Here is a 23,029-nt window from a genome sequence, read left to right as displayed (position 1 = left end):
ACAGTATTTTAAGCGCGTTTTGGTCAATCTCGAACCACCGGGAAGGCGCAGCATTTCTCTAGCAAGCTGCGCCCACAGGCTCATGGAGAGACGATTGGCGGCCCCATCACAAGCCATTGAGGCGCATTTCGAAAACAGTGCTGGCGCGTGTCGTGAGCGCTCGCGGTTTCTCATGGCTATATCGGGCGTAATTCTTGTTTCCTGCTTTTTGCGGATTGGCAGCGCCACCCCGGATGTCAGCTGGCTCATCGATATGTGCGCGCGAATCCTGAACGGCGAGCAAGGCTATATCGACATTTTCGAAACAACTCCGCCGGTTCCGGTTCTGCTTTACATGCCCGGCGCATGGCTTGAAAAATATGTCGGCATACCGGCCGAACTCGCCGTTACCGGATATACCTACGCGACATATCTGAGCGCATTATGGCTGGCGTGGTGTATCCTGCCCCGCAAGCTTGATGGGATTGGTCCCTCGCATTGGCACGTAATCTTCCCGCTTGCTATTTTCCTCTTTATACTGAGTTATGAATCGTTCTCACAAAGAGAAATGTTCGCCGCCGCGCTCACCTTGCCGATGGTTTGCAGTCTCATTGCATGGCGCCAGACGAAGCAATGGCCTGACATAAAACTTCACACCGCAGCAGTTCTCCTCGCCAGCCTGGGCGCCGCGATCAAGCCGCCATTATTTACGTTGCCGCTGTTATTGTGCGGGGGCTATCTCCTCGTCACAACACGCAGCCTGCGTCCAATTTATTCAAGCGGATTAGTCGCAACGGGATTCCTGTTCTTATTCATCACCGCAGCGTCGTTGTGGGCGTTTCCAGCATATCTGGATGGCGTATATCAACTGATGCGAGACGTTTACGTGCCGATACGGCATGATTTCTATTACGGCTTATTTTCAGATAACATTATCCTAGCTGTCGCGTGCCTGGCTTTGATCCGGTTGCGGCCTGCAAACGCTGTTCAGTTTAGCGAAACGGATAAATTGTTTATCACAACAATGACCGGTTTTGCGATCGCCTATTTTTTTCAGGGGAAATATTTCGATTACCACGCCGTGCCGATTGCACTGTTTGCCTTTGTCATCGCCTGGTCGAGCCTTTTGCAAAACCTGCCGGAAGAAAAAGGCGCTGCCGCACTGACAAGCCTCGCTCCGGGAAAAGTCAATTGGCGATTTTATTTTATGGCTGCGAGCATCGCCGTCATCAGCGCCGGGTTTTTCAACTCTTTTGACGATGACGAACCGAAACTGAAAGACAGATCCTGGGCGGAGTCTTTGGACCACCCCACAGCCATGGCGATCTCGTCAGGATACATAACCGGCTTTCCCTTGGCTCGCGAAATTGACGCACAATGGATTAACCGCACCCATTGTCAGTGGGCTGTAACTTATCCTGAGGCGGTAATGCGAAAACAGCATGTCTCCGAAAAGCAGCGTCGTATTTTCAAAAAATATCAAGAAGAGGAAATCAATCGCGTTGCCGCATTGGTGCCTCAAAAAAAACCAGAGATCATTATTCAAAGCACGACAAGGCAAAGTATCTGGTTAGCGAGTTTGATTCTCGAAAAAAACCCAACGCTTTTTGACGATTATGATATTGTGGCGGAAGAAGACGTGTTTCGCATTTGGCGAAGAAAAGGCAGTGCTGATAAAGCATCTCCCGTCGCTTCGTTCAAGGCTGGAGAGCAATAGCGCAATCTCGCGTGATCGCTTATATTCAGCGATGCTCGCGCTTGGTTCCATATTGGAATTGCGCGCCTTGGTCGTAGCTTTTAACGCCCTCATAACCCAGAGCCGGACTGGCCATGTCAACTGAAGAACAAATAAACACAGAAGAGTCGGTTGCAGAAGGCGGAGCAGAGCCGGCGCCAGCTTCCGTAAAACCCCCGGCAAGAGCAAAACTCGGCCTCGCTCTTGGCGGCGGCGTTGCACGCGGCTGGGCGCATATTGGCGCTGTCCGCCGGCTTGAGGAGCTTGGCGCTATCCCAGACATTCTGGCGGGCACCTCTGTCGGTGCGCTTGTGGGCGGTTTCTGGCGGGCTGGCCGCCTCGACGCGCTTGAGGAATGGGCGCGCAGCCTATCGCCCACCCGCATGCTTTCTTATGTAGACGTTGTTTTGAACGGCGCCGGCCTGATGGGCGGCAAGCGGCTTGAAAAAGCTCTGTTACGATACCTTCCGCCTACAGAAATCAGAGACATGCCGCATAAATTCGTCGCCGTAACAGCGGAGCTTGCCACCGGTCATGAAGTATGGCTGCGAGAAGGCGATCTGGCGGAAGCAATGCAGGCGGCTTACGCGCTGCCAGGCATTTTTCCGCCGCGCGCCGTCGATGGGCGATGGCTGATTGACGGCGCTCTCGTCAACCCCCTACCTGTTTCCGCGTGCCGCGCGATGGGCGCGCGTGTCGTCATCGCTATTGGTTTACATGCAGACGCATTTAATCTCGGCGTCGCACAGAGAAGAGCGCGTTTCGGCGAAATGCATCCAAGCGTTGAGCACGCAAAAGGCGGCATCGCAAAATTATTTCAGAGCAGCGCAAGCGCGCCGGGCGTCGGCTCAGTTATGCTCGCCTCGTTTAATATTCTTATGGACCGCATTACCCGTTCGCGACTTGCCGGCGAACCGCCTGATGTGCTCATCACACCACAAGTCGGCCATATCTCGCTGTTGGAATTCGACAAAGCCGAAGAAATGATCGCGCTCGGCCGCAAAGCCGTAGATGACGCACGGCCACAGATCGAGGCGGCGCTGGAATATTTGGGCTAAGCCCACGCCCTTTAAAGAGCGCACTCGCCCATAAAGACAATGCGCAATCGCTGCTCTGTCATTAGGAAGAGATATATTCCTTGAGCGCAGCAGCTTCCTGCTCGGCTTCCTGAATCTTGCGTTTCACAACATCACCGATGGAAATAACGCCAACAATGCGGCCTTCGCTTTGTACAGGCAGATGCCGGATGCGCTTATCCGTCATGCGCGCCATGAGATCGTCAACTGTATCATCGGGCGCACAAGTATAAGGGTTATTCGTCATACAGTCGCTGACACGCATGCTGATCGCATCAACGCCTTTTTCACCGAGCCGCCTTACGACGTCACGTTCTGACAATATCCCAATGGCCTCACCGCGGTTATCTCGCACCACCACGGCGCCGATATTTTTCTCGTTGAGAACGCTTACAGCGGCGGCAATGGTGTCGTCTGGACTGACGGCGAACACCTCGGCGCCTTTGGACTGAAGGATATGTTTGGCTTTCATGAGCGCCTCCTTCCCTGACGGTTATTCTGAACCCGGAGAGATAACGAAGCAAGTCCCGTAACTGCAGGTTACGGCTTCCGTTTACCTTGAGGAGCGAGCCATACGTTCAAACAACGGAAACGCAACAAGCCCGAATAAATAGCCGCCAGCATGGGCCTGCCACGCGCTCCCACCGCCTAGCCAGATATTAAGCTGGCTTCGCCATCCCGGAATCCGGCTCAGCATAAGTTTGTTGCTTTGCAACAAATCGAGCAGCGAATCGAAGAGTGCAAAGAGCGCATAGTTAACAATAACAAGCGCGGTGGAGATGGCGACAGTCACAAAGATCGTTTTGGCGGCGCCTGCAAGCGGCAAAGCTGACCAGTCACGCCGCGCTATCATCAGCACCACCGCTCCGAACAAACCCGCCGCGGCGCCGGACGCGCCGATCATCGGCATGTAGGTTTTAGGGTTCAGCGCTACAAAAGCGAAGGCGCCCGCCATGCCGCAAAGCAGAAAAAAAGCAATGAACGCTGCGGCTGGATCGCTTTTCCCCGGCGCCGTCTTCGCCTGCATCTCACGAAAAACCAGCGTACCTGCGGTCAGGATCGCCGTCAGATTCACGACATAATGGACAAGGTTGATGTGAAAAAACATGTGACCGAGATAGGGGCGAACTAGACCTGCCCAATCTCCCGCTTCCGCCGCGCGCGCAATACGGGCTGGAGAAACCTCCACTAGCCGCCATAAGCGCCGCACCGCCCTCACCGGGGCCAAGGCAGTGGCGAGCTGCAGGATCGTCAGCGCCAAGGCAACCGCCGCAACCGGGTCAGGGATCGCGTCCAGCCATTGCCATCGGCTTTTTTTTGGGTTGGGTTCCGGCGTTTCCATGCCTGCTCGCAGTGGGCTCGTTAAAGGTGATTAACGAAGCCCCCCTCACAGCGCAAACCTTTGTTCACCAACAAGCCCTAAGCTTTCCTTTAAGACCTCTAACTCGCAGGCTGCCCATGGTTAATTCCAGACCGGACAAAGACGCCGCGCCTTCTTCGAAGGACGCAGAAGCAGACGCTGGCGATGACCGGCGGAAGCATCGTCGCGTCGACCTGCCGGTAAAAGCGCGGTTCCTGACCGAAAAAGGCGAAGAATGCGCGGCGGAGGTGCTGAATATTTCCGCAGCCGGCGCCATGCTGCGCGCGAAGTTCCCCCCCGCCTTCGGCCAGACCATCGTGCTTTACATTGACCAGATCGGCCGCGTCGAAGCTAAAGTCGTGCGCTCCAGCCATAGCAGCTTCGCCGTGACTTATCCTAAACGGCGCGCCAAACAGGCCAAAATCGCCGACAATCTTACGTCGGCTCTCAATAACAAGCGCAGTGGCGGCGATCGCCGCACCAATCCACGCATTCCGCAGGATGCTCCTGCCACTGTCCGTCTTGAGGACGGCCGTGAAGCGAAGTGCTCTATAATGGACATCTCTCTAACCGGCGCCTCTCTCGATATCTCCCCCCGTCCCCCGCTCGGAACCCATCTCATTTTGGGACGCATGACGGCAAAGGTCGTCCGCAGGCATGACAAGGGCGTCGGCGTTGTCTTTACCGGCAGCGCAGAACGGATGGATGAAATTGTGGAAGAAACCACAGCAATAGAGCCATTTGACACAACTGGCGCGGGTTTTGCTCAGAGTTTCGGCAAGAAAGGCGTGCGCGCCGGAAACGAATGAGGAAAGCCGATGCTTACGGCTGAAAATTGGTGCATTAAAGTGCAGGAAAAGGTCTATGGACCTTATACGACCCAGCAGATGCGCAAGTTCGCGCATGAAGGCCGGCTCGCCTCCTGGTCGCTCGTCTCACCAGCCGGCGGACAAACCTGGCGCGAAGCAAAACGCGAAGCGGTCTTCGCCAGCTTCTTTGGCAAGGAAACGCCGATCATCGCCGCCAAGGCGTCGATGAAGACATTCGGCAAACGCAACGATTGTGACAACATAATCAGCGAAGACGCGCCGCATGTTAAAAACAATGACGCGGTTCCGGCAAATACCGTCAAGGAAAAACGTGCCAAACGCGCTGACGCTGCAATGGAAAACAGCGACGCAAACTTCGTTGTCATCTTCGATGTGGTAAGCGCTGCGGCGAGCCGCGTCGAAGCGGCAATGATGTCTTTAGGCCCGGCGTTCCGGATCGCCGACAATGTATGGCATGTCACCTGCGAATTAACTGCAGTGGGTGTACGCAACGCTATTGCGCCTTATCTGCGCGGCAGCGAATCCATTTTTGTGGTAGACGCATCCCGCGGCCGAAGCTCGTGGAGCAATTACGCCCCAGAGCCAAATTCAAAACTTGCCGCCGCTCATTTTCGCACGATGCAGCACTAGGGCGATAACGGGCTGTAGCCGACACGCCGTGACCAACTGGACAATGTCGGTCACAATGGTTTTGCAAACCAAGGCTTCAGGCGTCGAAGAATTTTCGCCCCCCTTCCTGACAGGCAAAATTTTTCAGTCTGCAACCGAAGGACTTTACCGCCAGTGAGCACGCATTAACGATTGCGAATTTTTTCTGACGTCCGAAAAAATTTTCGGCGCTGCGATGAAAACACGTTATAGTGAACTTGGCGAGTGATTCGCGGAGCGCCCTTCAAGACCTAGCCGGTGAAGGAGTATCAGGCGTCGTAATGCGGTGTGACAGCTTAAAGGAAACCCAGACTGGCGCGGCTAGCGCAGGGTTTCTTACGCACTGCAACTTTCTTCACAAACACCTTTCCACTCCGTTTTGTTCGTCTTTCTCAAATCCATATTTGTCATCTGGAGGCGTAAATGGCCAAACGCACGGCGCGCCGCGCGGCGCGGCGCATGCAGGAGCATGTGCATTACGGTGAAGATTCCAATGTCCGCCGGCTTTTTGATGAACCGGAGTGGTCCCCTATGGACGATGCCAAGCAGGATCGTCAGAGCCGGGGCCATGGTCAGGGCCAGAGCGATCAGAAATACCGCAAAAACATCCGTGCCCAGAATGATTCACAACAAAAAATGCTGGATGCCATCGATGAGAACCCACTCGTCTTCGCTTGCGGTGCCGCCGGCACCGGGAAAACCTATCTCGCTATAGCCAAAGCCGTCGAAGCGCTGGATTCCGGCGCAGTAAGACGCATAATACTTTCAAGGCCTGCAGTCGAAGCCGGCGAAAGCCTGGGTTTTCTGCCGGGCGATATGGAAGAAAAACTCTCACCATATCTAAGGCCGCTCTATGACGCTTTGTGTGACCGGATTTCCTCTAAGCGTCTCAAAGCGCTCTTGGCTGAAGGCGTTATCGAGATTGCGCCTATCGCCTATATGCGCGGGCGAACGCTGAACAACGCCTATATCGTGATCGACGAGGCGCAGAACTGCACCTATGGCCAGCTCAAAATGCTGCTGACCCGGCTTGGCTGGAACTCCTCCATGGTGGTGACCGGAGATCCGGCGCAGAGCGATCTCCTGCCGGGCATGTCCGGCCTCGCAGATGTTGTGGAAAAACTGGAAAATATCGACAATGTCAGCGCCATTCGCTTCACGCGGGAGGATGTGGTGCGCCACCCCCTCGTCGCGGAGATGATCGACGCGCTGTAAATGGCGATTTCAGGGGCGTGGCCGGTCTCCATGGCCGGGCCGCGCCCTTCTGTGCATTTTACTCCCGGCCGCCCCGTGCTAATGACCACGTTCTGCGATTTACAGGACTGAACCCATGAGTAACGGCTACGGTTTCGGCGGCGAGGAAATCAAACAGGAATCAAGCTGGCGCTACCCGCTCGGCATTTTTCTGGCGACGCTCGTTCTGTGCGCCATCTTTCTCTATTACTATGTTGGCCCGAGCGTTGAGGATTTTTCCGGCAATACGCCGAGCCCGGCGATCACGGAGGAGCCGGTCCGGGTCGAGATTGGCGGCATCATTTTCGCGCCAGCGGCCAATTTCACTGTCTATCCGCGCGCCCGGCGCGGCGGCGCCCGCGACGAAGTGGTCCTTTACGCCCTGTGGCCGACGATGAATGGCTACACCCCGGCCCAGCGCAAGGAATTTATCGAAAACGCCCCCGACACGCGCCGCATCGATATTGTCATTTCCAAACGCGCATCCGCTTTCACCGAGGCTGAACGCTTTGATCGGCTCTACCTTCCACAGACTGTTGACTCGCGTGGGGTCAGAACGCCCTATCAACTGACCAAGTTCACATTCAAAGACCAGCGCTCCAACGTGCCCACGAATGGCTACGCTGAAACCGAGCTGTTTGTCGGGGCGGACGCTAATGGCAAAACAGCAGCCGTTTTCTGCTTCAAGGAAAAAGAAGAGATTACGAGCCCGGAATGCTGGCGCGAATATGAGTATGGAGACACGATCGAAGTGAGCTACCGTTTCAAGCGTCCCTATTTACCGGAATGGCGGGCCCTTGATGCGGCTGTGCAAGAATTCGTCACTGAGCTCGATCAGACTCGCACAGCCAGCGAATAATCAATATCGCTGCAACTGAGCGCTTAAAGCCACCATCAAAAACGGCGCAAGAAACAGGCCGATCCCGGCGACGATTGCGAAATAGGTAGCGGCGGAAACGCCCGCTTCCCATGAAAAAGCGTATGACGCGGCGACCATCGCCGCGCCTCCCGCCCCAAAAGCCACCGCAAAACGGCGCAAGCCGTCACACATCGCATTCTGGGCGATGTCGCGAGCATTGCGCCATATATCGCCTGCATTGCGCCAGCTCACTGTCAGCTGTGAGAAAGCAATGGCGCTCAAGGTGAGCGCCGCGAAGCGCTCCGCCATCGGCGGCGCCTGCAAGGCGAAGACTGCATAGACGTAACCAGCGAAAACCGTGCTGACGAAAAGCAGCACAGTGATAAGAATGCTGGTGCGAACCGAAACGAAGGAGAGCCCCGACGCAATAAGAATGAGGATCAGAAAAACACCGACGCTCACGGCTTCCGCCAGCCCCACCTCAAACAGGGCGACCACAACGAAAACGCCGACGATAGCCGTCGCCGCCGATGCTGTCGCCGCCGGAAGGCGTCTCCGGAATGGCCGCCAGCTTTCGGCGAAACGCTGACGGCGCCGGTTTTCCTCAACCGCAGCCTGTTCGCTTGGCCGGATCAGGGCGAGCGCAGCAGTCGCGAAAACGAGCGCCGCCGCAGAAGCAAGCAGGACTTCGACGCTTGCCGCCGCCAGCTCGCGCCAACCAATCATGCCGTAGTTGGCTTTGAAGGTGACGATCACCATCCAGGCTGCTGCCGCGAGCACACTAAACGCAGCGGGTGCAATCGCCATATGGCCTGCTGACGCCGCAGCAGTTTGTGGCGTCAGCCCTCTAGCAAAATGTCGGGCGTAATCGGCGCCCACCCCCGCCCCAACACAGACCCCTGCGGTCATGGCGATGGCCGATGCGGCTGCGCTGAAAGGCGATGACAAGAGGTTTTCAAGTGCAAGATAACCTATGCCGCCTGCGACGCCGGTAACTGCGGCAATGGGCCCGACGCCACCAAGCCGTAAGGTGCTCCGCGTCAGGGGCGCCAGGATAGCGAGAAAAGTGAAGTAGCCCACGGCAGCTCCCACAGCCACCCTCGGCGCCGTCATCTGTAACGGCGCGTCAAGGGCACCGAAGGCCGAGGCGAGCAAAAGCCCGCAGAAAACAACCATCAATGCCAGAAAAATAACCCGCATGACGGGCCTGTTCGGGGTCAGCGCCGCCAGCGCCATTGGCGCACAGACGATAAAGCCTGCCGCAATCAAAAACCGAAGGATCAAGACGCTGCTTAAAGCCCCAGGATGGCTGCGCGCGCCAAGCACGCACAATACTGCGAGCCCAAGCGCCATCACGCCCGACGCAAGCAAGGGACGTTCAGCAGACAGCCTTCCGACAAACCCCGTTGGCGCCCCGGGCAAAGGTCACCTCTTAATTGGTTGGCCGTTCTGGCAGGTCGATTTCGAGGATCGCCATGTTGAAGTCATAGGATACGTCGCCGTCTTCATCATCGCGGAATATGACGCCAATGAATTCTTCGCCAAGATAAACCTCAGCCGAATCATCCTTGTTTGCTCGCTCCCGCACGGTGAGATTGGGCACGCTGAATTTGGTCCGCAAATAATCCTGCAGGCGGGCGACTTCGGTGGCATCCATAACGCTCTAATCCTTTACTTTAGCCCGTCTTAACCCTATCCGCTGCGGGCGCCAACCGCTTCGAGCGACGCCAATTCATAGAAAATGGAGCACAATCATGCACATCTTTCGCATCGTCCCCTTCTCCGCACTGGCTCTCCTCGCCGCCTGCTCCCGTCAGGAGACAACAACCGCGTGCGCCGGAGATGAGATCATCGCCAGCAATGCGTGGGTCCGGGCCGCGAGTGAAGGCAGCCCCATGAGCGCCGCCTATGTTGAGCTCTGCAATGGCGGAGACGCCGCAGACCGGCTGATCGCCGTGCGCTTTGATGATGCTGACGCCGCGGAAGTTCACCTAACACGAATGAGCGAAGATGGCGTGGCGAGCATGGCACCGGCGGAAGGCGGCCTGGATTTGCCCGCCCACGAGAAAACCGAACTCGCCCCGGGCGGCGCACATATCATGCTGATCGGCCTCACCAGCCCTCTCGAAGAAGGCGAAGAAGCAGCGCTCACCCTCGAATTTGAAAACGCCGAGCCCATGACCCTCATGTTCGAGGTGCGTTCACGAGTGGACGCCGCCGGGCATTCCGGCCACTAGGACCTCAACACCCGACACAAGCGCTCTACTCCATGCGGTTGCGATCGCGGAAAGTGACGATCTGCAATTTGTCCTCACCCACATGGTCGCGGATGGTCGCGTCGAGGTCTGCGATATAAAACCGGCTCCACTCGTTGGATTCAACGACGTTGAACATCATCGACGTGGCGCCGCGAAGAATAGTCGCCGTCAGCGCAAGATAGATAAATGCGGCGGCGCTCATGACTCCAATAGACTGCAACGATGCGCCTCCAGCCGCCATCAAGACCGCCAGCGCGCCAAAGGCGGCAACTCCAAGCGCAAGCCCACCCACCCAGTAAAGGGTCGTGTTCCGACGCATCTGATAAAACTTGTTGCGCAGCACAAGCTCGCACAAAAACAGCCGCATGGCGAACCAATGATACGAAAGAGTCCAGGAACCAGCTTCCTCTTTCAGTTCTTCGCGCTGGCCCATGCGCTTGTCGCGTTCCACATTAAGAGCCCGGCGTTTGGAGACCTGAAAATTATTGTTGATGCGCGCAAATTTCGACGTGATGTAATTATCGAGGTTTAATAGATTACGCTGCTGCACAACTTTGTAAGGCCATGAATAGACGAGGAACGCAATGACGAGCCCCGCCAGGGATGCAAGCGCATACCAGGTGGCGCCATCACCCGCTGGCTCTGCAAGCGCCGCGAAAGGCGCCGACGATCCTGAGCGGTGCAACAAAAAAGCTGCGCCGAAAAACACGGCGAACATCAGCGGGGGCCAATAGAGCAACATACCGCGTGTGTTGTCATTTAGCGTCTTGCGGAACAACGTCGTCACTTCAAGAAAACGTTTATCGATACTGTCCTTGTCGAAGCCTAGCGCTGTATTCAGATATTCCTGTTCAACTTCTTCATAGAAAAAATCACCCCGCGCGAAGATGGGAAAGCCATAACGGTAAAAGGATTTTGCATCGCTTGCATATGCCGCCGCCTGTTCGAGGGTCAGTTCCGACGCAGCCTTTTCAGTCAATCGCGGACGCGGCAGTTGCTTAAACAACGCCGCCTCAATTCCTGATGGCGGCTCTTCCAGATATTCTTCCTCTAGCAGATCAGCGCCAGCAGCGCTTGCGACGAGAGCGCCCCCCGCATTGGCAGCTGTGCGCCCCGCGGATCGTGCATCCTTGAGCCCTCTTTTGAACAATCTTCCCAGCCCGCGAAACGGCATAATCAGTATATTGATGATGCGTCCAAACATTGCCTTCCCTCCTCTCTCTTTTCTTTGTAAAGGTGGGAACTCCTTGCGCTTCATACAATCTGAAAGCGCAGCCGCAACAAATGTTTCACAAATGAACGCAAGCGGAGTGAACGAAAAACGCAATATTCACACGGATTTTCTTTTTGATCTCGCAATGGCGAAAAAGATTGCGCAAAAGCATGGCAAAGACGATAATCAGCCTATGAAATTACGTTTCTTTATGGTCGCCTGCCTGGCGGCCACCCCTTTTTACATTTCAACGTCAGCCGCGCAGGACCAGCCCTGCGCCAGCGAAATCATCCTTAGCGAAACTATCGTCACCGCCGCCGACGTAACAACGTCCTACGGATCGGCCTATCGTGTGGAAACCTACTACCGCACGCCCCTAGAAACAGCGGCGCGCTTCATCACTGAAAAACCGGCGTCGATGGCGATTGAGGGGCCTTTCGTCTGGACCCGAACGGAAAACGGCGCGGCCCTTGGCGGTGATGATGAACGCCGCTTCATCCTCGGTCATCAGTTCCACGCCCTCGCTTTTTATTTCGACGCTATCATGACCAGCATTGAAGACATGAAGGACATTCCGTTTGAAGACAAACTTCATAGCGGCCTTAAGGGTGTCTATCCTCAAGGCGGCGCGGCTGCGATCATTTTTGATGACAACGACAAACCCCTTGACCTGACCCTGAGTCTGCCCGGCGAAACTCCTATCAACGTCGTCTATCGAGACTGGCGCAAAACCGTCTCCGGACGTGCGGCGCCTTATACGGTGATAATCACGCACAAGGGCAATACATACACTTATCACTACGATGAAATCGCGTTTAGCTTGGGCGATCAACAAGCGTTTCAAGATCGTTATCCGGTCCCGCCGATTGAGGCGATCGCCGAATTTCGCGCAACGGCGGAAAAATGCACCATCTCCAATAACGAATAGACGGTCCGGGTCTTTCCCTTACGCCATGGCGAGGCTAAAAGCCGCCCGCCATGCTGCATGTAAACGATCTGACATATAGTATCGAAGGCCGCGCTCTGTTCGACCAGGCGACGGCGGCAATCTCAGATGGATGGAAAGTAGGCTTTGTCGGGGCCAACGGCTCAGGTAAATCCACGCTCTTTCGGATTATCAAAGGTGAGATCTATACGGGCGGCGATGAAATCTCGATCCGCAAGAACCGCCGCATGGGCTCCGTCGAACAGGAAGCGCCTTCCTCTGACGTTTCGCTTATCGACACGGTGCTAGAACAGGATAAGGAACGCGCGGCGCTGATCGCCGAAGCAGAAACCACGACCGACCCCCACCGCATCGCGGAGGTCCAGACCCGCCTCGCCGATATTGAGGCGCATTCGGCGGAGGCGCGAGCCGGCGCTATCCTGTCGGGGCTCGGCTTTTCCGCAAGCGACCAGAAACGCGCATGCTCGGAGTTTTCAGGCGGCTGGCGGATGCGCGTGGCGCTTGCCGGCGTCCTTTTTTCCGCCCCTGACCTTCTCCTCCTCGACGAGCCGACCAACTATCTCGATTTGGAAGGAACTATCTGGCTCGAGACCTATCTGCGCCGTTATCCATACACAACGCTGATTGTGTCTCATGACCGCTCACTGTTGAACAACGCTGTCACACATATAATGGCGCTGGAAGGCGGTAAGCTGTCCGTACACACAGGCGGCTTTGACAGCTATGAGCGCAAGCGCGCCGAAGCTCGCGCCCAGGCCGCTTCCTTCAAGGCGCGGCAGGAATCGCGGCGGCGGCACATGCAGGCTTTTGTAGATCGCTTCCGTGCAAAAGCTTCAAAGGCAAAACAGGCGCAAAGCCGCATCAAAATGCTTGAGCGGCTCGAGGAAGTCGCAGAACCCATTTCCGAACGCACGGTTCCGTTCCACTTTCCAAATCCCAAGCCCATGGCGCCACCCATCATTCGCGTGGTTGACGCCGATCTCGGCTATGAAGAGGGAAAACCGATCCTCCGGAAAGTGAACCTGCGCCTGGACCATGACGATCGCATCGCTATTCTCGGCCCCAATGGCGAAGGCAAGTCCACGCTTGTAAAAGCCATGTCCGGGCGACTGCCGCCGCTCACCGGTAATGTTTTCAAGCATAAAAAGCTTCAGATCGCCTATTTCGCCCAGCATCAGCTGGATGAACTAAAACCTAAAAACTCCGCCTATGATCATGTGCGAGCGCTGATCCCCGACGCCACCGAAGCGGAGACACGATCCGCCACAGCGCGGCTGGGGTTCGGACCAGAGAAAGCGGATACAAAAGTTGAAAAACTATCAGGTGGGGAAAAGGCGCGACTGCTGCTCGGACTTATCACCTTCCACGGCGCTCACCTCCTGATCCTCGACGAACCAACAAACCATCTTGATATGGGCGCGCGTGAAGCGCTGATCGAAGCCCTCAACGATTTTCAGGGCGCTGTTCTTCTCATTACTCATGACGCGCACCTCGCCTCTGCCGTCGCGGATCGGTTGTGGCTCGTCAATAAAGCACAGGCCGCCCCCTATGACGGCGACCTTTCCGATTATCGCGAACTCGTCCTCGCGGCCAACAAGACCGCGCCGAAGGAAGGCGCGAGCAAACCAGCAGTCAATGAAAAGGAAATTGCACGCAAGAACGCCGCTGACGCGCGCCTCGCCCTCCAGCCCCTGAAGAAGTCTGCCGACGAGGCCGAAGCTCGCCTTGAAAAACTCAATGACACGCTCACGCGCCTTGACGAGGCCCTTGCCGAACCCGGGCTTTATGAAAAAAAACTCGCCCGCGCGACCAAGCTGCAAAAAGAACGTGCAGCCCTTATCGCCGCCATCGATAAAACAGAAACCGACTGGCTTGCGGCTCTTGAAGCCTATGAGGAGGCGAAGGCCAAAGCCTGAGCCGGGATTTGCGAAAGGCGTCGGGACTTGGCATTCTGGCCTTGTAAGTGTTTGGGGATTGAGAAATGAAGAAAGCCGCTGACTGCGAAACCATGGAGGAAGTCCGCGCCGAGATCGACAGGGTCGATCAGGCGCTTGTCGACCTCCTTTCCGAGCGCTGGACCTATGTGGACCGGGCCTGGGTGTTCAAGCGTTCGGCTGCGGAAGCCTCGGTTCCCTGGCGTAACCGCGACGTCATTGAAAAAGTGAAATCGCGCGCGGAAATCGCCGGCATGCCCCCGGAAATGGCTGAAGCCCTCTGGCGGCTTATAATCGGCTGGGGCATTCAATATGAAGAAGAGCGCCTGAAAGAAAAATAGATCCTCTCATAAAAAAATAATTTCCATACGGCTTAATTTCTACTGGCGAAAAGGCGGCGGCTCCTTATATGCCCTTGCCAGTCTTCCCGGGGCTATACCTCATGTTCTGGCTTTTCATCGCCATCGGCCTGGTTCTGTTGACGCTTGGCGCGGAGTCGCTGATCCGCGGCGCAACTGCGCTCGCCCGGCGGTTTGGTCTTTCCGAACTCCTGATTGGTGTCACCCTGGTGGGGTTCGGCACCTCCGCTCCCGAACTGGTATCGAGCATTAGCGCTGCATTTGCGGGATCTCCCGGTGTCGCAGTTGGCAATGTCGTAGGATCGAACATCGCCAACATCCTCCTGATCCTTGGTGTCGCCGCCCTGATCGCCCCCGTGCCGGTGGGCGCTGACGGTTTTCGCCGCGATGCGCCGGTGCTCGCTTTTTCAACTCTCGCCGCCATCGGGGTCTCCATGACCGGCGAATATGGGCGCATCGCCGGCGGCGCTTTTGTCGCCGCGCTCTTGGTCTATATTGCCTGGGCATATATGACCGAAAAGCGCGCGTCGGAGGCGCAGCTTCTCGACATTCCCCATGAGGCGCGGCGTCCGTTTTTTCCGTCAGTCGCCTTCGCTATCGCAGGGCTTGCCCTGCTCATCGGCGGCGCCAAGTTGCTTATCACAGGCGCGATCGGTATTGCGACGGCGTTCAATGTCTCGGAAACGCTAATCGGCCTTACTATTGTCGCGGTTGGAACGTCTTTGCCGGAACTTATGACGTCGGTCGTTGCGAGTCTGCGCGGCAAGAGCGATCTCGCCTTCGGCAACATTGTCGGTTCCAATATCTACAACATCCTGGGCATTCTTGGCGCCACTGCCCTTGTTCACCCGGTCGCCGCGCCGTTCGCCATTATCCGCTTTGACAACTGGATCATGGCGGCGGCGACGGCAGCGCTGATTCTATTCGCCATTACCGGCAACCGCATCGAACGCTGGGAGGGCGCTGTGCTGGTTCTCGGTTACGCCGCATACATTAGCTTTCTCGCAGTAAACGCCTAAGCGGCGCAGGCGGCGCAACGCGTAGCGGTAAGATCGATTTCCAAGCGTTTAGGCGCAATCGCCTCGCCGCATTCGGCGCAGTAACCATATTCGCCTTCATCAAGACGTTTGAACGCAATCTCAATCTTGCGCAGCTCAGCCGCCCGGCGCGAATCCTGCGCTTTTGCCATAGCCTGTTGCTGAAGCGCATCCTGGCGCGAGAGACGGCCAATGGACTGCTGATCGAGTTCGACAGGTTTGCGTGCATCCTTTGCGCTGGCGGAAAGAGCGTGTAGCTCCTCTCGCCGTGCTTCCAGAAGTGCGCGAAAATGATCAAGATTGACGCCGCTCATGGGATGCGGCCCTTAATTCTGTTTTTCCCAGCGCCCTTTCGGCGACTGTTTCCAATAGGCGACGTCATGGCCGGCCGCTTTCGCTTCCTTCCAGAAAGCGCGCGCCGCGCTGAGCGCGTCCTCGTCACGCCCATCAAAAATCGTCACGCAACGGGTAAAAGCGCCAACGGTATTCGCCTCGGCGGAAGCATTGTCGGTCAAAAACAGGACATCCGCTTTGTTCGGCGCATCCTCGCCATCCGTCAGCCAGACAGGCTGTGCTTCGCCATCACCCGCAGCCCCGTGCGGCAAAAACGACTCATCGCGATATGTCCACAGAAATCCATCAAGCGCCTCGACACGCTCGCGCGAGGATGCCCGCACCACCGCGCGCCAACCACGCTCCAGGGTCTTTTCCAGTAGCCCCGGCAAAACATCTTCAAGGCCACCACGCTCCAGATGATAAAACATGACATCGGTCATGACTTACTCTGCAAGCGCCGCCCGCAAAGCTTCTACGCGCTTGCGGTTGGCGCCCATGTCACTGTGACCAACGCGAGAGGCGGAACGCACATGCACTTGCGTTTCGCCTTTGCGAAACTCAACGTCATCGGCAAAGCCCATCAGAGGCGTTGAAAAGACCGCGCCTATATAATCATTGCGCAAGGCGACGACGCGCCCGCCGTTTTCCTGAATTGTATCCGGCAGCTTGTCCCAAGACGACAGCGGCAGAGGTTCAATTGCATGACTCTCGGGCACTCCCGCTTCACTAGTCACGCAATTAGGAGACGACGGACACTGCGCCAGCGCGCCATCGACAAGGCCCGGCGGCGCGCCGTTTTTCGATTTCTGCGCAAGCGCTATGAAGCCGATAATACCGGCGAGGATAACGCCGATAACAATAATAGCAATGAGCTTCATAGACCGTTCCCTTGCGCTGTATTAGCCCTCGTGATGGGTGCGAATGAATTCGTCGAGGAGACGAACGCCAAACCCCGATCCACCTTTGGGACATGTAGGCTTGTCTTTCGTATTCCAGGCCATGCCAGCAATATCGAGATGCGCCCAGGAAACACCCTCTTTGATGAAGCGGCCAAGAAACGCCGCCGCCGTTGATGATCCCCCGCCTTTGCCGCCGATATTTTGCATGTCAGCGATTTCAGACTTGATCATCTCGTCATGCGCTTTGGTCAGCGGCATACGCCAGAGCTTGTCGCCGCTCGCATCGCCTGCAGCGTCGAGTTGTTTGGCGAGCTTGTCGTCCTTTGTGAAGACGCCGGCGAATTCATGCGCAAGGGCGACGATAATGGCTCCGGTCAAGGTCGCCAGATCGATCACTGTTTTCGGCTTGTAGGTTTCCTGCGTCCACCACAGCGCATCGGCGAGCACAAGGCGGCCTTCCGCATCGGTGTTCAGAACTTCAATCGTCTGACCGGACATGGACGTGACGACATCGCCGGGACGCTGCGCCTTGCCGTCGGGCATGTTTTCAACAAGTCCGATAACGCCGACGACATTCGCCTTGGCCTTACGGCCGGCAAGTGAGGCCATGGCGCCGGTCACTGCGCCCGCGCCGCCCATATCCCATTTCATATCTTCCATGCCGGGGGCGGGTTTCAATGAAATACCGCCCGTGTCGAAGGTGACGCCCTTGCCAACGAAAGCAACCGGCGCTTCGCCTTTCTTACCGCCCATCCATTCCATGGCGACGAGCTTTGATTCCTTGTCGGAGCCATAGCCGACACCGAGCAGCGACCCCATGCCGAGCTTTTTCATCTCCGTTTCGCCAAGCACCTTCACCTTGACGCCAAGCTTTTCCAGCTCCTGGCAGCGTTTGGCGAAGCTATCAGGGAACAGGATGTTTGCAGGCTCAGACACAAGATCCCGTGTCAGGAATACGCCGTCACTGATTTTCTCAAGATCTGCGTATACTTCTTTCGCCTTGGTGGAGGTTGTCGCAATCGTGATCTTGGTGAGAACGGGCTTGTCCTCTTTCTTCTCTTTGGTGCGGTACTTATCGAAGCGGTAACACTTCATTCGCGCGCCAATGGCGATTCGCGCAGACAGCTCATCCGCGGCGACTGCCTTGGCGGAAAGCCCGGTCACCGCGATAATTCCGGTCTTGTCGGCGCACCCCAAAAGACGGGCCGCAGCGGCGCCGCCCAGCGCCTCTGCGTCAAGCGCCGTGAAGGATTTCGAATCACCCGCCCCGAGAAGGATGATACGGCTGTTCGCCACCCCCGACGGGGCGACGATGTCCAGCGCCTTTTCTTTCTTGCCCTTGAAATCCGCCGCCTTGACCGCCCGCTCCAGCGCGCCTTCCGTGGCTTTGTCGAGATCGGCGTAAGCTTTTGGTTTTGGGCCGCTCTCAAAGACCGGAATGACAATAGCGCCGCTTTTGGGAAGCGCCGCTGCGGAAAACGTGATTTGCATGAAAGTCCTCTTTTCCAGTTCCGTTTTTCATCTGTTCTCGCGCCTGCGCCCATGGGCGCTTTTGGCGGCGGACAGGTTTGTGCTAGGCCCGACCTGACGATAAGGATGGGCGGCTTGGCGGCGCTACTCTAGCGCCGCCGCGGGAGAAAGGAAGACGGGATTTCTGTGAGCAGCCTGGACAAATATATCCTGCGCCAGTGCCTGACGCCGCTTGCCTTGATTCTGATCGTCACCACCGCCATCGTGTGGATGACCCAAACCCTCCAGCGCGTCGACATCATTATCGAACACGGGCAGGGTCTGAGCGTTTTTTTAATCCTGAGCGTATTGATTATCCCGAGCCTTCTCGCGGTGATCATCCCTTTCGCGCTTTTCGGCGCCGTGGTTTACGCCCTCCATCGCCTCCATACCGATAGCGAAATCGCTGTCATGTTCGCCGCTGGCGTTAGCCGATTGCGCATTGCGGCGCCGCTGTTGGCCATAACCACTCTCGCGGCGCTGGTGACTTTCTATGTCAATGTAGACCTTATGCCGCGCACCTATCGTATCATGAAACACATGGTGGCGGATATTCGCGCAGACTTTGTCAGCTCTCTGTTGCGGAGCGGTGAATTCATCGACGCTGCTGACGGACTGACAGTGTATGTAGATGAAATACGCCCAGGCAATCAGTTTATAGGTCTTTTGATTAACGACTACCGCAACGCCAAGGACCGCAAGACCTATTTCGCCCAGCGCGCTATCTTGAGAGAAACTGATAGCGGTCCGGTTCTGCTGCTAAAAAACGGCAATATTCAAACGGTCGCGCAATATACGGGCAAGGTCGACATCATCCAGTATCAAGACTGGGCTATCGACATCTCTTCGATGCGACAGGGCGCCGGAGAATTGCAGCTGGAAATGACTGAGCGTTACCTCGGCGAACTTCTCAATCCGGATATGTCGAAGATTTACGATCGTCAGAATGCCACAAAGCTGATTGCAGAGGGCCACGCCCGTATCACGGCGCCGCTTTACGCCTTCGCCTATGTTTTTATCGGGCTTTACGCCCTGATCGGCGGCTCTTATTCGCGGCGCAGCTATTTCATCCGGGTCGTCATGGCTGGCGCAGCGATTTTTCTGCTGCGTGTCGCCGGCTTTCTGGCGCAGGGTTTCGCCGGTGCGAATGGTGAAATGTGGCTCATCTATGCGGCGCCCCTCGCCGCCATCGGCTCCTCCGCCTTCCTTCTCTTTGCGCCACCGCCGATGCGGCGCAAGCTGGCTGAAGGCGCCGCCTGATGCCGCCCATCACACTTTTCCGTTATATCCTCTCACGCACCTTCATCGCCGTCGGCGGCCTTTTCGCTGTTCTCACAGCACTCGTCATGCTGGTGGATCTCATTGAAAACATGCGCTTCAGCGGCAAGATTGCTGGCGGCGATTTCGGTCTGGCGCTCAGCATGACTTTGTTGCGCGCGCCTTCCAATGTGCAGGCGCTCATCCCATTCGTATTCCTGTTCGGTTCAATCTGGATGTTCCACCAGTTGAACAAACGGTCGGAAATTTCTGTTATGCGCTCAGCGGGTCTTTCCGTATGGCGCTTGCTTGGTCCGTCGGCCCTGATCGCCGCCATTTCAGGTTTCTTCATCATCACAGCCGTCGACCCCCTGTCGGCGCATTTTCTCTCGCAGGCTGAAACGCTTAAATCCCGCATGGAAGGCGGTGACCGCAATCTGGTGCGCATCTTTGGCGATGGCATCTGGCTGCGTCAGCGCGACGAAAACGGTCAGCTCATTATCAACGCCGCCAATTACGACAACACAAGGGCGGCGCTCGAGAAGGTGACGATCTGGCGCTTCGATCCCGAGAATAAATTTCTTGAACGATTGGACGCCTCGGAGGCCTTCCTCTCCGGCCGCACATTGGAGCTTCACGATGCGCGGTTGCGGGCGCCCGGCGTGGAAAATGAACAATTCACGCCGATCTACGCCGTGCGCACCTCCCTCACCTCCGGAAACTTACGCGAAAGGGTGGCGCCGCCAGAGACCCTGTCTCTGTGGAGCCTACCCCGCTTTATTCTTCTGGCCGAAGCCGCAGGAGTGCCCACCGTGCGCTACAATATCCGTTTTCACGATTTGTGCTCCACACCCTTGAAGTTGCTCGCCATGGTGTTGATCGCCGCCGCCTTTTCAATGCGCCCGACCCGAACCGGCGGTGCCCTTAAACTGGCGGTAGGGTCGATCATCGCCGGATTTTCGCTGTTCATCATCTCCGAAATCTCCACAGCCCTGGGTGAATCGGGGCTTGCCCCCGCGGCTCTGGCCGCCTGGATTCCGGCTGTGGTGGCGAGCCTTGCGGCCGTGACCGTCCTGTTGCATCTGGAGGATGGATAGGAAAGGCCGGCGCCCTCCGGAAAAGGGCTATCGGCTGGACCTCGCCAACCGCCTCATATAACTCTACCCCCACGATAATTTCAGTGATTCGCGCGGCGAAGGGCCTACATTCCGTGTCAACCAGTAACCGCCTTATAGCGCGCCTGTTGATGACGACAGTGCTTGCGGGCGCTGCCACTGGCCTGTTGGCTGCGCCGCCCGCATGGGCGGCCGCCCCAACCGTCACAGCCAGCGAGAATGAGTCCGATCAGGTCCTGTTCGAAGCGGACAGCGTCGAGCGCGAATTTGACGATGGACCGATCATCGCAGAAGGCGATGTGCGGGCCTATTTCGGCGCACGGTACCTTCGCGCCGACCGTTTGATCTACGATCCCGAAACCGACATTGTCATCGCCGAGGGCAATGTTTCAATCACTGACGCCAACATGGAAACGGCCTTTGCCGGACGGGTTGAGCTCTCCGGCGACCTGCGTGACGGCATCGCAGAAAATTTCAGCGCGCTTCTGGAAGATAACGCGCGCCTCGCCGCCGATAGCGCGGTGCGAGAACAAGGCGCCCGTACGCGCCTTAACCGCGCCGTCTATACGTCATGCAATGTCTGCAACAAGGATGGCGAGCCAAAAACACCAACATGGCGCATCAAGGCGCTGCGCGTTACGCGGGACGAGGAACGCAAGGTTCTTCGGTTTCATCACGCCTTTCTTGAAATTGCGGGCGTACCGATTATTTACGCGCCCTATTTGCAAACGCCGGATCCTTCGGTGGAGCGTCAGTCGGGATTTTTGCCTCCGGATATTGGCGCATCGAGCCGCCTCGGCTTCAATATCGAGCTGCCCTACTATCTGGCTATCTCGAATTCACAGGACGCAACATTTTTTCCAAAATACACGGCGAAGGACGGCGTCTTGTGGCAGGCAGAATGGCGTCGCCGCGGCGCTAACGGCTATCATGTCCTCTCTGGCGGGGTAATCGACGCCCCCAACGATACAACGACGCCAGCAGCTTTCACGGAAAGCACGCCGGGGGTTCGCTGGCACCTGTTCGGACGCGGCCACCGTGACTTCGGCGAAAACTGGCGTGCAAGCTATGACTTCGAGCGCATTTCCGATAAGGAATATCTGCGTCAATACGACGTTGAGCGCCGCGGCGATTTGCGCCAGGAGCTCGACCGCAGCCGCACCAATCAGCTTCGCAGCAATGCACGCGTTGCCTGGAACGAGGGCGGTTCGCATCTAACTATCGATACTTATCTGTTTCAGGGCCTCAGAACACAGCAAAACCGGCTGGCGATGATGGAACAGGGCCTTGGCCGCATCGATGACGCCAGAACCACGCCTTATGTGCTGCCGCTGATCGACTTCCGGCATGACTTCAACTCAAAAGTCGCCGGCGGCGCCGTGACGGCGCGGGCGAACATCGCCTCGCTCTATCGCACACAAGGCATCGACTCTCAGCGCTTCACCACATCGCTCGAGTGGGACCGGGACATCATCACCCGCGGCGGCCACCGCTTCAATCTCTTCGCCAAAGCGCGCGCCGATGTATTTTCTTATCAGGACCTGGACCAAGGCACGGAAGTCTGTTTTAGCGGCGATGCTCCGTGCGCTATCGGTTTCCCGGGCTTCTCGGAAACCGACACAAGCGATATTACTTCGCGCTTTGCCCCCACCATTGGGCTTGAATGGACATACCCGCTGGCGCGTGAATTCCACGGCGCACAGCTCTACATAGAGCCGCGTGTACAGCTCATCGCCAGCCCGACAGGGCTGAATGACGACGATATTATCAACGAAGATTCGCAAAGCATCGAATTCGATTACGCTGGCCTTTTCGACTTCAATAAAGCAACTGGTTACGACGCTTTCGAAGACGGTCAGCGAATGAATATCGGCGTGACAGCATCCGCCGAAACGCTGAACGGCTTTCTTGTTGAAGGATCAATCGGCCAGCAGATCCGCTTGCAGGAAACCAAGGCCTTCAACGATTCTTCAGGCCTCGGAGAAAAAAGCTCCGACATCGTCGGCTCCTTAAACATTGAGTACAAAAATAAAGTCGGCCTCGAAAACCGGTTCCGGATCGACAACAATTCTGGCGATGTCCAGCGCGCTGAATCGCGCGCCTATTATCGCGGAAAAATTATTCGCGCGGGTCTCAGCTATGTACGTTTGAATGAAGAGAATATCGCCAATAATCTCGTCAAGCGCGAAGAGTTGACGGCAAACGCCAATATTAAGCTCACACGACACTGGTCGGTTGGCGGCGGCTGGCGTCTTGATCTCGACAGCAACCAGACGATCCAGCAGAATTTCTCGGTTGGCTATGAAGACGAGTGCTCCATGCTCGGCCTAACCTATCGCCGCGATCGCACCCGCACGCGTAATGTCGAGCCCGATAATGCTATTTTGCTTACCTTCACCTTGAAATCATTGGTCAATTGAGCGCTTGCACAGGCGGCAATTACCAC

General features: G+C 56.7%; 23 protein-coding genes. 14 read left to right on the top strand and 9 right to left on the bottom strand.

Translation table 11 applies throughout. The features are described 5' to 3' along the window. Window positions 1-94 precede the first annotated feature (94 nt). Both ACFOOP_RS09690 and ACFOOP_RS09685 read left to right on the top strand, forming a co-directional pair. Complete coding sequence (locus ACFOOP_RS09690; RefSeq protein ID WP_379880744.1) at window positions 95-1,696, top strand: glycosyltransferase family 87 protein; 1,602 nt, start codon at window positions 95-97, stop codon at window positions 1,694-1,696. A gap of 113 nt (window positions 1,697-1,809) precedes the next feature. Then, window positions 1,810-2,772 (top strand): patatin-like phospholipase family protein, encoded by a 963-nt coding sequence (locus tag ACFOOP_RS09685; RefSeq protein WP_379880742.1) that lies wholly within the window; start codon window positions 1,810-1,812, stop codon window positions 2,770-2,772. Window positions 2,773-2,833: 61 nt separating this feature from the next. Here the strand turns inward: ACFOOP_RS09685 and ACFOOP_RS09680 are convergent, their stop codons facing one another. Together ACFOOP_RS09680 and ACFOOP_RS09675 are read right to left on the bottom strand one after the other, a co-directional pair. After that, on the bottom strand, window positions 2,834-3,262 hold the full coding sequence (locus ACFOOP_RS09680) for a CBS domain-containing protein (protein ID WP_379880741.1): 429 nt from the start codon (window positions 3,260-3,262) through the stop codon (window positions 2,834-2,836). 81 nt (window positions 3,263-3,343) lie between these two features. After that, a complete protein-coding gene (locus tag ACFOOP_RS09675; protein WP_379880740.1) occupies window positions 3,344-4,132 on the bottom strand; it encodes a rhomboid family intramembrane serine protease in 789 nt (262 codons plus the stop codon). A 116-nt stretch (window positions 4,133-4,248) separates the two neighbouring features. Between ACFOOP_RS09675 and ACFOOP_RS09670 the strand changes: the two genes are divergently transcribed. From ACFOOP_RS09670 to ACFOOP_RS09655, 4 genes are all read left to right on the top strand, one after another. Beyond that, window positions 4,249-4,959 carry a PilZ domain-containing protein gene (locus ACFOOP_RS09670; RefSeq protein ID WP_379880739.1) on the top strand — a complete coding sequence of 237 codons (711 nt, stop codon included), beginning with the start codon at window positions 4,249-4,251 and terminating at the stop codon, window positions 4,957-4,959. Window positions 4,960-4,968: 9 nt separating this feature from the next. Next, window positions 4,969-5,610 carry a GYF domain-containing protein gene (locus tag ACFOOP_RS09665; RefSeq protein WP_379880738.1) on the top strand — a complete coding sequence of 214 codons (642 nt, stop codon included), beginning with the start codon at window positions 4,969-4,971 and terminating at the stop codon, window positions 5,608-5,610. 441 nt (window positions 5,611-6,051) lie between these two features. Then, window positions 6,052-6,843, top strand: coding sequence for a PhoH family protein (locus tag ACFOOP_RS09660; RefSeq protein ID WP_379880737.1), 792 nt, complete (start codon window positions 6,052-6,054; stop codon window positions 6,841-6,843). A 115-nt stretch (window positions 6,844-6,958) separates the two neighbouring features. Beyond that, entirely contained in the window at window positions 6,959-7,720 is a 762-nt protein-coding gene (locus tag ACFOOP_RS09655; RefSeq protein WP_379880736.1) for a hypothetical protein, read from the top strand. Here the strand turns inward: ACFOOP_RS09655 and ACFOOP_RS09650 are convergent, their stop codons facing one another. Both ACFOOP_RS09650 and ACFOOP_RS09645 read right to left on the bottom strand, forming a co-directional pair. Continuing rightward, the gene (locus ACFOOP_RS09650; protein ID WP_379880734.1) at window positions 7,721-9,142 is read right to left on the bottom strand and encodes a hypothetical protein; all 1,422 of its coding nucleotides are present in this window, start codon (window positions 9,140-9,142) and stop codon (window positions 7,721-7,723) included. A gap of 10 nt (window positions 9,143-9,152) precedes the next feature. Next, window positions 9,153-9,377: a DUF3126 family protein gene (locus ACFOOP_RS09645; protein WP_379880733.1), complete on the bottom strand. Its 225-nt coding sequence runs from the start codon at window positions 9,375-9,377 to the stop codon at window positions 9,153-9,155. A gap of 97 nt (window positions 9,378-9,474) precedes the next feature. Between ACFOOP_RS09645 and ACFOOP_RS09640 the strand changes: the two genes are divergently transcribed. Then, window positions 9,475-9,957: a copper chaperone PCu(A)C gene (locus ACFOOP_RS09640; protein ID WP_379880732.1), complete on the top strand. Its 483-nt coding sequence runs from the start codon at window positions 9,475-9,477 to the stop codon at window positions 9,955-9,957. A gap of 25 nt (window positions 9,958-9,982) precedes the next feature. On the opposite strand, the gene ACFOOP_RS09635 is transcribed toward ACFOOP_RS09640, so the two are convergent. Continuing rightward, complete coding sequence (locus tag ACFOOP_RS09635; RefSeq protein ID WP_379880731.1) at window positions 9,983-11,182, bottom strand: hypothetical protein; 1,200 nt, start codon at window positions 11,180-11,182, stop codon at window positions 9,983-9,985. A 91-nt stretch (window positions 11,183-11,273) separates the two neighbouring features. Between ACFOOP_RS09635 and ACFOOP_RS09630 the strand changes: the two genes are divergently transcribed. From ACFOOP_RS09630 to ACFOOP_RS09615, 4 genes are all read left to right on the top strand, one after another. After that, window positions 11,274-12,119 carry a hypothetical protein gene (locus tag ACFOOP_RS09630; protein ID WP_379880730.1) on the top strand — a complete coding sequence of 282 codons (846 nt, stop codon included), beginning with the start codon at window positions 11,274-11,276 and terminating at the stop codon, window positions 12,117-12,119. Window positions 12,120-12,169: 50 nt separating this feature from the next. Next, window positions 12,170-14,053: an ABC-F family ATP-binding cassette domain-containing protein gene (locus tag ACFOOP_RS09625; protein ID WP_379880729.1), complete on the top strand. Its 1,884-nt coding sequence runs from the start codon at window positions 12,170-12,172 to the stop codon at window positions 14,051-14,053. 65 nt (window positions 14,054-14,118) lie between these two features. Next, on the top strand, window positions 14,119-14,412 hold the full coding sequence (locus tag ACFOOP_RS09620) for a chorismate mutase (RefSeq protein ID WP_379880728.1): 294 nt from the start codon (window positions 14,119-14,121) through the stop codon (window positions 14,410-14,412). 101 nt (window positions 14,413-14,513) lie between these two features. After that, window positions 14,514-15,449: a calcium/sodium antiporter gene (locus ACFOOP_RS09615; RefSeq protein ID WP_379880727.1), complete on the top strand. Its 936-nt coding sequence runs from the start codon at window positions 14,514-14,516 to the stop codon at window positions 15,447-15,449. Here the strand turns inward: ACFOOP_RS09615 and ACFOOP_RS09610 are convergent. Genes ACFOOP_RS09610 through ACFOOP_RS09595 form a run of 4 tightly spaced genes read right to left on the bottom strand, consistent with a single transcriptional unit; the run spans window position 15,446 to window position 18,193 of the window. After that, entirely contained in the window at window positions 15,446-15,781 is a 336-nt protein-coding gene (locus ACFOOP_RS09610) for a TraR/DksA family transcriptional regulator (protein ID WP_379880726.1), read from the bottom strand. The two genes, ACFOOP_RS09615 and ACFOOP_RS09610, sit on opposite strands and share 4 nt — an antisense overlap. 12 nt (window positions 15,782-15,793) lie before the next feature. Then, the gene (locus ACFOOP_RS09605) at window positions 15,794-16,243 is read right to left on the bottom strand and encodes a DNA polymerase III subunit chi (protein WP_379880725.1); all 450 of its coding nucleotides are present in this window, start codon (window positions 16,241-16,243) and stop codon (window positions 15,794-15,796) included. A 3-nt stretch (window positions 16,244-16,246) separates the two neighbouring features. Beyond that, on the bottom strand, window positions 16,247-16,681 hold the full coding sequence (locus ACFOOP_RS09600) for a DUF1499 domain-containing protein (protein WP_379880724.1): 435 nt from the start codon (window positions 16,679-16,681) through the stop codon (window positions 16,247-16,249). Window positions 16,682-16,702: 21 nt separating this feature from the next. After that, the gene (locus ACFOOP_RS09595) at window positions 16,703-18,193 is read right to left on the bottom strand and encodes a leucyl aminopeptidase (protein ID WP_379880723.1); all 1,491 of its coding nucleotides are present in this window, start codon (window positions 18,191-18,193) and stop codon (window positions 16,703-16,705) included. 165 nt (window positions 18,194-18,358) lie between these two features. Between ACFOOP_RS09595 and ACFOOP_RS09590 the strand changes: the two genes are divergently transcribed. The 3 genes from ACFOOP_RS09590 (at window position 18,359) to ACFOOP_RS09580 (ending at window position 23,003) form a co-directional block, all read left to right on the top strand. Then, window positions 18,359-19,471 carry an LptF/LptG family permease gene (locus ACFOOP_RS09590; RefSeq protein ID WP_379880722.1) on the top strand — a complete coding sequence of 371 codons (1,113 nt, stop codon included), beginning with the start codon at window positions 18,359-18,361 and terminating at the stop codon, window positions 19,469-19,471. Next, complete coding sequence (gene lptG / locus ACFOOP_RS09585) at window positions 19,471-20,565, top strand: LPS export ABC transporter permease LptG (protein ID WP_379880720.1); 1,095 nt, start codon at window positions 19,471-19,473, stop codon at window positions 20,563-20,565. Before ACFOOP_RS09590 ends, lptG begins: the two co-directional genes overlap by 1 nt. A 113-nt stretch (window positions 20,566-20,678) precedes the next feature. After that, complete coding sequence (locus ACFOOP_RS09580) at window positions 20,679-23,003, top strand: LPS-assembly protein LptD (protein ID WP_379880719.1); 2,325 nt, start codon at window positions 20,679-20,681, stop codon at window positions 23,001-23,003. The last annotated feature ends 26 nt before the right edge of the window (window positions 23,004-23,029 follow it).

Origin of the sequence: Hyphococcus aureus (assembly GCF_042643165.1) — a bacterium.
Taxonomy (GTDB): domain Bacteria; phylum Pseudomonadota; class Alphaproteobacteria; order Caulobacterales; family Parvularculaceae; genus Hyphococcus; species Hyphococcus aureus.
The sequence above is the reverse complement of the archived record's forward strand: the minus strand, read 5'-3'. Positions and strand labels throughout refer to the sequence as shown.

Coding starts and splice junctions, on each gene's coding strand:
- ACFOOP_RS09685 (WP_379880742.1), top strand. CDS start 1,810: ATGTCAACTGAAGAACAAATAAACACAGAAGAGTCGGTTGCAGAAGGC.
- ACFOOP_RS09680 (WP_379880741.1), bottom strand. CDS start 3,262: ATGAAAGCCAAACATATCCTTCAGTCCAAAGGCGCCGAGGTGTTCGCC.
- ACFOOP_RS09675 (WP_379880740.1), bottom strand. CDS start 4,132: ATGGAAACGCCGGAACCCAACCCAAAAAAAAGCCGATGGCAATGGCTG.
- ACFOOP_RS09670 (WP_379880739.1), top strand. CDS start 4,249: ATGGTTAATTCCAGACCGGACAAAGACGCCGCGCCTTCTTCGAAGGAC.
- ACFOOP_RS09665 (WP_379880738.1), top strand. CDS start 4,969: ATGCTTACGGCTGAAAATTGGTGCATTAAAGTGCAGGAAAAGGTCTAT.
- ACFOOP_RS09660 (WP_379880737.1), top strand. CDS start 6,052: ATGGCCAAACGCACGGCGCGCCGCGCGGCGCGGCGCATGCAGGAGCAT.
- ACFOOP_RS09655 (WP_379880736.1), top strand. CDS start 6,959: ATGAGTAACGGCTACGGTTTCGGCGGCGAGGAAATCAAACAGGAATCA.
- ACFOOP_RS09645 (WP_379880733.1), bottom strand. CDS start 9,377: ATGGATGCCACCGAAGTCGCCCGCCTGCAGGATTATTTGCGGACCAAA.
- ACFOOP_RS09640 (WP_379880732.1), top strand. CDS start 9,475: ATGCACATCTTTCGCATCGTCCCCTTCTCCGCACTGGCTCTCCTCGCC.
- ACFOOP_RS09635 (WP_379880731.1), bottom strand. CDS start 11,182: ATGTTTGGACGCATCATCAATATACTGATTATGCCGTTTCGCGGGCTG.
- ACFOOP_RS09630 (WP_379880730.1), top strand. CDS start 11,274: ATGAACGCAAGCGGAGTGAACGAAAAACGCAATATTCACACGGATTTT.
- ACFOOP_RS09625 (WP_379880729.1), top strand. CDS start 12,170: ATGCTGCATGTAAACGATCTGACATATAGTATCGAAGGCCGCGCTCTG.
- ACFOOP_RS09620 (WP_379880728.1), top strand. CDS start 14,119: ATGAAGAAAGCCGCTGACTGCGAAACCATGGAGGAAGTCCGCGCCGAG.
- ACFOOP_RS09615 (WP_379880727.1), top strand. CDS start 14,514: ATGTTCTGGCTTTTCATCGCCATCGGCCTGGTTCTGTTGACGCTTGGC.
- ACFOOP_RS09610 (WP_379880726.1), bottom strand. CDS start 15,781: ATGAGCGGCGTCAATCTTGATCATTTTCGCGCACTTCTGGAAGCACGG.
- ACFOOP_RS09605 (WP_379880725.1), bottom strand. CDS start 16,243: ATGACCGATGTCATGTTTTATCATCTGGAGCGTGGTGGCCTTGAAGAT.
- ACFOOP_RS09600 (WP_379880724.1), bottom strand. CDS start 16,681: ATGAAGCTCATTGCTATTATTGTTATCGGCGTTATCCTCGCCGGTATT.
- ACFOOP_RS09595 (WP_379880723.1), bottom strand. CDS start 18,193: ATGCAAATCACGTTTTCCGCAGCGGCGCTTCCCAAAAGCGGCGCTATT.
- lptG (WP_379880720.1), top strand. CDS start 19,471: ATGCCGCCCATCACACTTTTCCGTTATATCCTCTCACGCACCTTCATC.